This window comes from Frankia torreyi, from assembly GCF_000948395.1.
GTDB lineage: Bacteria > Actinomycetota > Actinomycetes > Frankiales > Frankiaceae > Frankia > Frankia torreyi.
In genome coordinates, this window is sequence record NZ_JYFN01000015.1 from 125,049 (window position 1) to 131,329 (window position 6,281).

Annotated in this window: 7 protein-coding genes, 3 tRNA genes and 1 pseudogene; 6 read left to right on the forward strand and 5 right to left on the reverse strand. The window is 70.3% G+C overall.

Going from position 1 to position 6,281, the window contains the following annotated elements:
* Window positions 1-203 precede the first annotated feature (203 nt).
* Window positions 204-692, reverse strand: a complete 489-nt coding sequence (locus tag FF36_RS12095; RefSeq protein WP_035923074.1) for a YajQ family cyclic di-GMP-binding protein — start codon at window positions 690-692, stop codon at window positions 204-206.
* Between the two features lie 198 nt (window positions 693-890).
* Here FF36_RS12095 and FF36_RS12100 point away from each other — a divergent pair.
* Window positions 891-972, forward strand: a tRNA-Tyr gene (locus tag FF36_RS12100).
* 244 nt (window positions 973-1,216) lie between these two features.
* A pseudogene (locus tag FF36_RS37770) lies at window positions 1,217-1,273 on the forward strand (hypothetical protein); the annotation flags it as partial.
* Window positions 1,274-1,304: 31 nt separating this feature from the next.
* Here the strand turns inward: FF36_RS37770 and pyrE are convergent.
* Window positions 1,305-1,835, reverse strand: coding sequence for an orotate phosphoribosyltransferase (gene pyrE, locus FF36_RS12110; RefSeq protein WP_044885139.1), 531 nt, complete (start codon window positions 1,833-1,835; stop codon window positions 1,305-1,307).
* Between the two features lie 138 nt (window positions 1,836-1,973).
* Between pyrE and FF36_RS12115 the strand changes: the two genes are divergently transcribed.
* Complete coding sequence (locus FF36_RS12115) at window positions 1,974-2,438, forward strand: gamma-glutamylcyclotransferase family protein (protein ID WP_044885140.1); 465 nt, start codon at window positions 1,974-1,976, stop codon at window positions 2,436-2,438.
* Here the strand turns inward: FF36_RS12115 and FF36_RS12120 are convergent.
* Both FF36_RS12120 and FF36_RS12125 read right to left on the reverse strand, forming a co-directional pair.
* The gene (locus FF36_RS12120) at window positions 2,428-3,027 is read right to left on the reverse strand and encodes a DUF7144 family membrane protein (RefSeq protein WP_044885161.1); all 600 of its coding nucleotides are present in this window, start codon (window positions 3,025-3,027) and stop codon (window positions 2,428-2,430) included. The two genes, FF36_RS12115 and FF36_RS12120, sit on opposite strands and share 11 nt — an antisense overlap.
* Before the next feature lie 236 nt (window positions 3,028-3,263).
* On the reverse strand, window positions 3,264-4,799 hold the full coding sequence (locus FF36_RS12125) for a GH25 family lysozyme (protein ID WP_082121854.1): 1,536 nt from the start codon (window positions 4,797-4,799) through the stop codon (window positions 3,264-3,266).
* A 390-nt stretch (window positions 4,800-5,189) separates the two neighbouring features.
* On the opposite strand from FF36_RS12125, the gene FF36_RS12130 reads away from it, so the two are divergent.
* The 3 genes from FF36_RS12130 (at window position 5,190) to rpmG (ending at window position 5,702) form a co-directional block, all read left to right on the forward strand.
* Window positions 5,190-5,265 (forward strand) — tRNA-Thr (locus tag FF36_RS12130).
* 101 nt (window positions 5,266-5,366) lie between these two features.
* Window positions 5,367-5,440: transfer RNA gene (locus FF36_RS12135), tRNA-Met, on the forward strand.
* Between the two features lie 97 nt (window positions 5,441-5,537).
* On the forward strand, window positions 5,538-5,702 hold the full coding sequence (rpmG, locus tag FF36_RS12140) for a 50S ribosomal protein L33 (protein ID WP_009740545.1): 165 nt from the start codon (window positions 5,538-5,540) through the stop codon (window positions 5,700-5,702).
* 229 nt (window positions 5,703-5,931) lie between these two features.
* Here rpmG and FF36_RS12145 read toward each other — a convergent pair.
* A partial coding sequence (locus tag FF36_RS12145) for a transposase (protein ID WP_044885141.1) occupies window positions 5,932-6,281 on the reverse strand: 350 nt, incomplete at its 5' end.

Below are 6,281 nucleotides of genomic sequence, written 5' to 3' on the forward strand. Positions count from 1 at the left end.
GTGTTGTCCGCAGTGGCATCACCGTATTACAGTGGACGACTCAGAGTAAGCTCGTACCGTCGACCGCGTACCGCGGGACGGTAGCCGGGAACCTAGTCGTTCCACGGCCACGACAGCGGCGGAGCGAACCCCCCAGGTTCCGCCGCAGGCACCCCGCCCGAAACCCCCCATCGGGCGGGGTGCGCCGTTTCTGGGTACGGGCCTCAGCGGTAGTTGACGAACTGGAGCGGGACCTCGAAGTCCTCGGCCTTCAGTAGCTGGATCACCCGCTGCAGGTCGTCCCGCTTCTTCCCGGTGACCCGGAGCTGGTCGCCCTGAATCTGGGCCTGCACCCCCTTGGGGCCATCCGTCCGGATCTTCTTGGCGATCGCCCGGGCCTTGTCGTCCGAGATGCCCTGCTGGACGGTCACCGACAGGCGGAACTCCTTACCCGAGGGCTTGGGCTCGTCGAACGACAGCGCCTTGAGCGAGATGCCGCGCTTGACGAACTTCTCCTGCAGGACATCGAGCACCGCCTTGACCCGCTCGTCGGTGTTCGCTACGAGCAGAATCGACTCGCCGGACAGGGCGGCCGATGCGCCCGTGTCGCGGAAGTCGAAGCGGGTCCGGATCTCCTTGGCTGTCTGGTTGACGGCGTTGTCTATCTCCTGTGCGTCGACTTTGCTGACGATGTCGAAGGACGGGTCTGCCACGTGCGCGGACCTCCAGTTCGGTTCGGTGCGGGGATGTCTGGCCGAGCGGGTGGTGTCGAGTCAGGCACCGTACGTGGTCATCAGGGGCGGTACCCGCCTCGGGGGGTGGCCACTCGCCGTTGTATTCGATCGACGACAGCCGTGCGGGACGGTCCACCGTCCCGGTGGTCCGGCGGGACCGGTATGCTCCTCTACGAAGGCAGGTTGCCCGAGCGGCCAAAGGGAACGGTCTGTAAAACCGTCGGCTCAGCCTACGATGGTTCGAATCCATCACCTGCCACTGGCCCGGCTACGGCCCGGATCATGTTGTGACGCAGGCCCTGGAGACCTCTCCAGGGCCTGCGTGGTTTTCCCGGCGGTTCCCGGCCGATCATGACCGCTGCCGATCGGCTTGATCACCTTCACCTTCGGGATCGCCGCCCACCGGCCGAGCGCCGGCGGGGCACTCGTCGCAGGTATCAGTCGCAGGTATCAACGGGGCGCTGGCATCGATCGCCGCGGCGCTCGCCGTCAGGCTGGCGCCGATCCGGGTCAACGCCGTCTCCCCGGGCTGGGTCGACACGCCGATCTGGGACATCCTCGCCGGTGCCGCGCGGCCGCGGACCCGGTCGCTCAGGGGGCGGCGGCGTCCAGCTCGGCGCGGGTCAGCAACGGACGCAGGGTCAGGCCGAGCTCGGCCAGCCGTTCCCGGCCGCCCTCACCGCGGTCGATCACGCAGAGCACGTCCTCGACGATCGCGCCGTCGTCGCGCAGCACCTTCGTCGCGTCGAGCACGGCGCCGCCGGAGGTGACGACGTCCTCGACCAGGACGACGCGGCGGCCGGAGACCTCGCCGCCCTCGGCTATCCGCCGGGTGCCGTACTCCTTGGCCTTCTTGCGCACGAACCGCGCGGGCAGGCCGGTGCGCTGGGAGAGCAGGGTGGCCAGGGGGACGCCACCGAGTTCGAGCCCGGCCAGGACCTCGGTGCCCGGCGGAATCAGCCCGGTCAGGCCGTCGACGATCGCGGCGAGTAGCTCCGGGTCGGCCTCGAACAGGTACTTGTCGAAGTACTCGGTGCTCGTCCTGCCCGACCGGAGCAGGAAGGTGCCGGTCAGATGGGAGGCGGCCCGGACCCGGGCGGCCAGCGCCGCGTTGTCGCTCACGTCAGTGCACTCTAGGGGGCTGAGGCCGGGCGGCGCGGCGCGGTCGCGCGGAACACCACGATCGCCGGTCCCGTCCGCCGGCCGCCCACACCTGGCGCATCGGGACATCCGCTGCGCAACCGGGGCTACGGTGATGCCATGTCGCGATCCGCCGCCGAGCGCCGCCCGCCGGTCCCGGCGGACGGCCCCGGTGCACTGCTATTCGTCTACGGGACGCTGATGTTTCCCGAGGTGGTCTCGACGCTGATCGGCCGGGTGCCGCCGATGGAGTCCGCCGCCGCCCCCGGGTGGCGGGCCGCCCGGCTGCGCGACCGCCTCTACCCGGGGCTGGTACGCCGGGTGGCCAGGGACGAGGCGCCGGTCGCGGGCCGGGTGCTCGTCGGCCTCGATCCGCGGGAACGAGCCGTGCTCGACGCCTTCGAGGGCTCGGCCTACGAGGCCGCCCCGCTCGCCCTGGCCGACGGGCGCCAAGCGGCCGCCTATCTCTGGCTGGACGCCGCCGAGGCGACCGACGATGACTGGGACGCCCGCACGTTCGCGGACGGGCACCTCGGCGACTACGTCCTGCGGTGCGCTGCCTGGCGATCCCGGCTCAGTCGGTGACGGTGGGCGGGGGACCGTCGTCGCCGCGCCCGGTTCGGCCCGGGCCCCCCGGGCCACGGCCGGTGAACCCGCCGGAGCCCGGTTGGGCACCCGCCGCCTCCGGGTGGCGGCCGCCGACGCCCGCGCCGCGGCCGGCGGCCTCACCGACGCCGGCTCGGTCGCCCGGGTACGGCTCCTCGTAGCCGCTGCGGGTTCGGGCGGTGTCGTAGGTGCACAGCGCGTAGATCACCAGGATGTCGATCGCGATGATGACGACCGACCACACCGGGAACGCCGCCATGAAGGCAAGCTGGCCGATCGCGTTGATCGCCGCGATCACGATGCCGGCCCAGCGCGCAGTGTCGTTGCGGATGTAGATCCCGTAGGCGATCAGCATCTCGACGACGCCGACCGCGATCCACAGCCACCCCCAGAAATTGATGTCGGCGTAGAGCACGTTGGTGCCGCCGTTGAGGTTGTTCACGACCACCGTGTAGTCGTTCAGAGCCGCGATGCCGTAGATCAGGTTGTGGAAGCCGACGATGAACATGATCACGGCGGCGAAGGTGAGCCATCCGCTCAGCGGGCGTACCGCCCGATTTCCTGCCATCTGATCCTCCCCGTTCGACGCCGACGCCTCGCCCGACCGGTGAACCGCCATGCCCCCGATGAGGGGGGCCACCGGGGCAGGGTGGGGCACGACCTCGTGGTCGCGGCGGGTCGACACCGACACCGTGCGGTCCGGTGTGCATCCGGTAGTCAGACAACTACCGTCCGCCGCTTAGATGCGATACCCGCCCCGCCCCGACGTCACCCCTTCAGCCGAGGGCGGCCCGCAGCGTCCCGTCAGCCGAGGGCGGCCGGCAGCGTCGTGACCTTGTTCGTGGCGGCGTCCCAGTGCAGCCGGCCGTGCTGGAAGGTGCTCTCCCGCCCGCCCGGCACCGAGTACTCGTCGGTCGTGGGCAGGCCGAGGCTGGACGTCGTGCCGCCGAGGGACAGGTAGGTCTGCAGGATGCGGCCGTGGACCTCGTGAGCGCCGGTCGAGGGGTGCCAGTAGATCCAGCCGCCCTGAAAGCGGGCCTGCTGGGCGCCGGGCGCGCTGGCGATCTCGATGTCGCTCACCGGGCGGCGCAGGAAGCTGTTCGACCCGCCGACGCCGAGGTACTTCGTCGAGATCGGGCCGTACAGCGCGTGCACCCCGGTGGCGACGGACCAGAAGGCCAGGCCGTTGGCGTACTGCTGCCAACGGCCCCCGCCGCCCGCGGGATTCTCGACCCCGACCGCGGCACCGAGCGCGGCCCGGGTCGGCCCGCCGGCCGCGTGCCACTTCTCGATCTCGCTGTGGGTGCCGTCCGCCTGCGCGGCGAGCGCGGTCGACGTGCAGCACAGCACGTTCATGTCCACGCTGCCGCTGATCCCGGGCACGGTGCCGCCGGAGGTGTACTGCCACAGTGCCCAGTTCGGCCAGCCGCCGGGTAGCCAGCCGGGGGTCGCCTGGTCGTTGTAGATCGCGAACCAGAACGGGTACTTCGCGAAGTCGTGGATGTCCGCCACCTTCCCGGTCCAGAACGACCGGTAGGTGTAGAGGATGGGGGCCCGGCCCGTCGCGGACTCGACCTCCTCCAGGAAAGCCCGGGTCCAGGCCGCGAGTGTCCTGGGGTCGAGTCCACCGGTGTCCTCGAGGTCCAGCACGGGCGCGAGATGGCCGGCCGTGCGCGTCAGCCCGCTGACGGCGATGAAATGGCGAGCCTGATCCACTGCGGTCGACAGCGGCTGCGCCGGGCGGGCGTAGTGGTAGGCGCCGACCACCAGTCCGGCCCTGGTGGCGGCGTCGCGATCGGCCACGAAGAACGGGTTGGTGTAGTTCGGTCCCTCGGTGGCCTTGATGATCACGAAGCTGACGCCGGAGGCGCGAGCCGCGTTCCAGTCGATCGGTCCGCCACCTGGATGCTGCCACGAGGCCACGTCGACCCCGCGCGGCCACAGCGGCGAAGGGGCCGCCCCCTGGGCCACGCCGGCGGTGCCGGACATGGTCAGCGTGGCGGCGGTGAGCGCGGCGATGCTGAGCAGTTGCCGGGGCAGCGGGATCGCGAGCGCCGGCCGGCCCGGCCGGCCCGGCCAGCCCCGATGGCGGGGGACGGAGTCGGCGTCCACCCGGCGGAGCGGGACGGGGTCCGATGAGCGGATCGATCTCGGGTTCGGTGCGGGGGGCGGCACGTGGGCAGAGGCCTGGGCGGCCACCGACGCGAGTCGGTCGGGTCGAGGGAACACCGTGCCGGGCGGCAACGGGGTGCCGGGCCGGATCGGGATGCCGACCGGGCCGGCGTCGCCGTCGGTGCCGCGGGTCGTCGGATACCGGCCAGGACGATGCGTGGAACGCATGGGCAACCCTCGGATGCTTGGGAGGCGACGGTCGGGGAGGCTCGTGAGCCGGTTGGCCGCGCCAGGCGGGGCGCACCAACGGGTGAGCCACACGCTAAGCATTCAAGGAATTACATACAGCTATCGAAGGTTGGGGGGCCCGAGTTATTCGCTACGGACAGTTGCTCCCGTCGACAATCTGCGCATCTTCCGGTCGGAATGGCTGCCGGGTTGGGCGTGCCGGCGTGCCAGGGGGCAAGGCTGGCGATGGGGATGTTCCGCGCATCCGGTGGCGTGTGGTCGCCGCCGACTGGCCGGTCCGAGCGGCGCTGCCATGATCGGGGACGAAGCGGACGGGGGTGCCTCCCCAACCACGCTCAGCGTCGTGTAATCTGAGCACCGCGACCTCGCGCCCCTTTAGCTCAGTCGGCAGAGCGTCTCCATGGTAAGGAGAAGGTCTACGGTTCGATTCCGTAAAGGGGCTCCACGTTCCGGTCCTCGGGCAGGTTCGTGTCCGGGATGGGCGGTTCCGCCGGTTCTCCCGGGTAGGCTAGTGGTCGTGTCTCCGGGCATCCTGGGGACCATCCTGGCGGTGTAGCTCAGTCTGGCAGAGCAAGCGGCTCATAATCGCTGTGTCGCCGGTTCAAGTCCGGCCACCGCTACTNTCGGGGAGCGGCGCGCCGTAGCCCTTGTAGGGGCTCGCGGCCTGCCGCGTCGCCCGATCAGTTCAGCACTCGACTCAGGAAGAGGCATCACGCCGTGGCCGCCACTGACGTCCGCCCGAAGATCACGATGGCGTGCCAGGTGTGTAAGCACCGGAACTACATCACCCGCAAGAACCGGCGCAACGACCCGGACCGCCTCGAGCTGAAGAAGTTCTGCCCGAACTGCGGCAAGCACACGGAGCACCGCGAGACCCGCTGACGATGCCCGGCGTCGCCGTGTCGGCCACGCCGCCGTCCGCCGGACGCGTGTTGGGGTTCCGCGAGACACCGCAGGATCACAACCGGCCAGGGAGCTCCCTGGCCGGTTGTTTGCGTGTTGGCTCGCCCCACCTGCGTCGGCCCTGGTCGCGGGCCCGGGATGGCGGCGTGATGCCTGGGGCACCGGCGTGATACCTAGAACACATCGAATACCTAGTAGACCGTCGCCACTAATGTTTGGGGTATAGGTGGCGGAGTTTGGTGCGGGCGTCGGCGGTGGTGAAGTGCCAGTGGACTTGGCGCTGGTCGGCGTTGACGGCTGTCTGCCAGGCGGCGAGTTCGGTGTTGAGCACGTCGAGGTCGTCGATGCGGCGGTCGAGGCATTGGCGGGTCAGTGCGGCCAGTTCGATCTCGGCGATGTTGAGCCAGGAGCCGTGTTTGGGGGTGTGGTGGATCTCGAGGCGCCCGGCGAGAGCGAACGCGACGGCGGGGTCGAAGGCCTCGTAGAGCGAGGCGATGCCGTGGGTATTGAGGTTGTCCATGACCAGCACCACCCGCTCGGCGTGGGGGTAGTCGATGG

Excerpts from the sequence above, each read along its gene's own strand:
- FF36_RS12115 (WP_044885140.1), top strand. The coding sequence starts at position 1,974 with ATGTCGCGATCCGCCGCCGAGCGCCGCCCGCCGGTCCCGGCGGACGGC.
- FF36_RS12120 (WP_044885161.1), bottom strand. The coding sequence starts at position 3,027 with ATGGCAGGAAATCGGGCGGTACGCCCGCTGAGCGGATGGCTCACCTTC.
- FF36_RS12125 (WP_082121854.1), bottom strand. The coding sequence starts at position 4,799 with ATGCGTTCCACGCATCGTCCTGGCCGGTATCCGACGACCCGCGGCACC.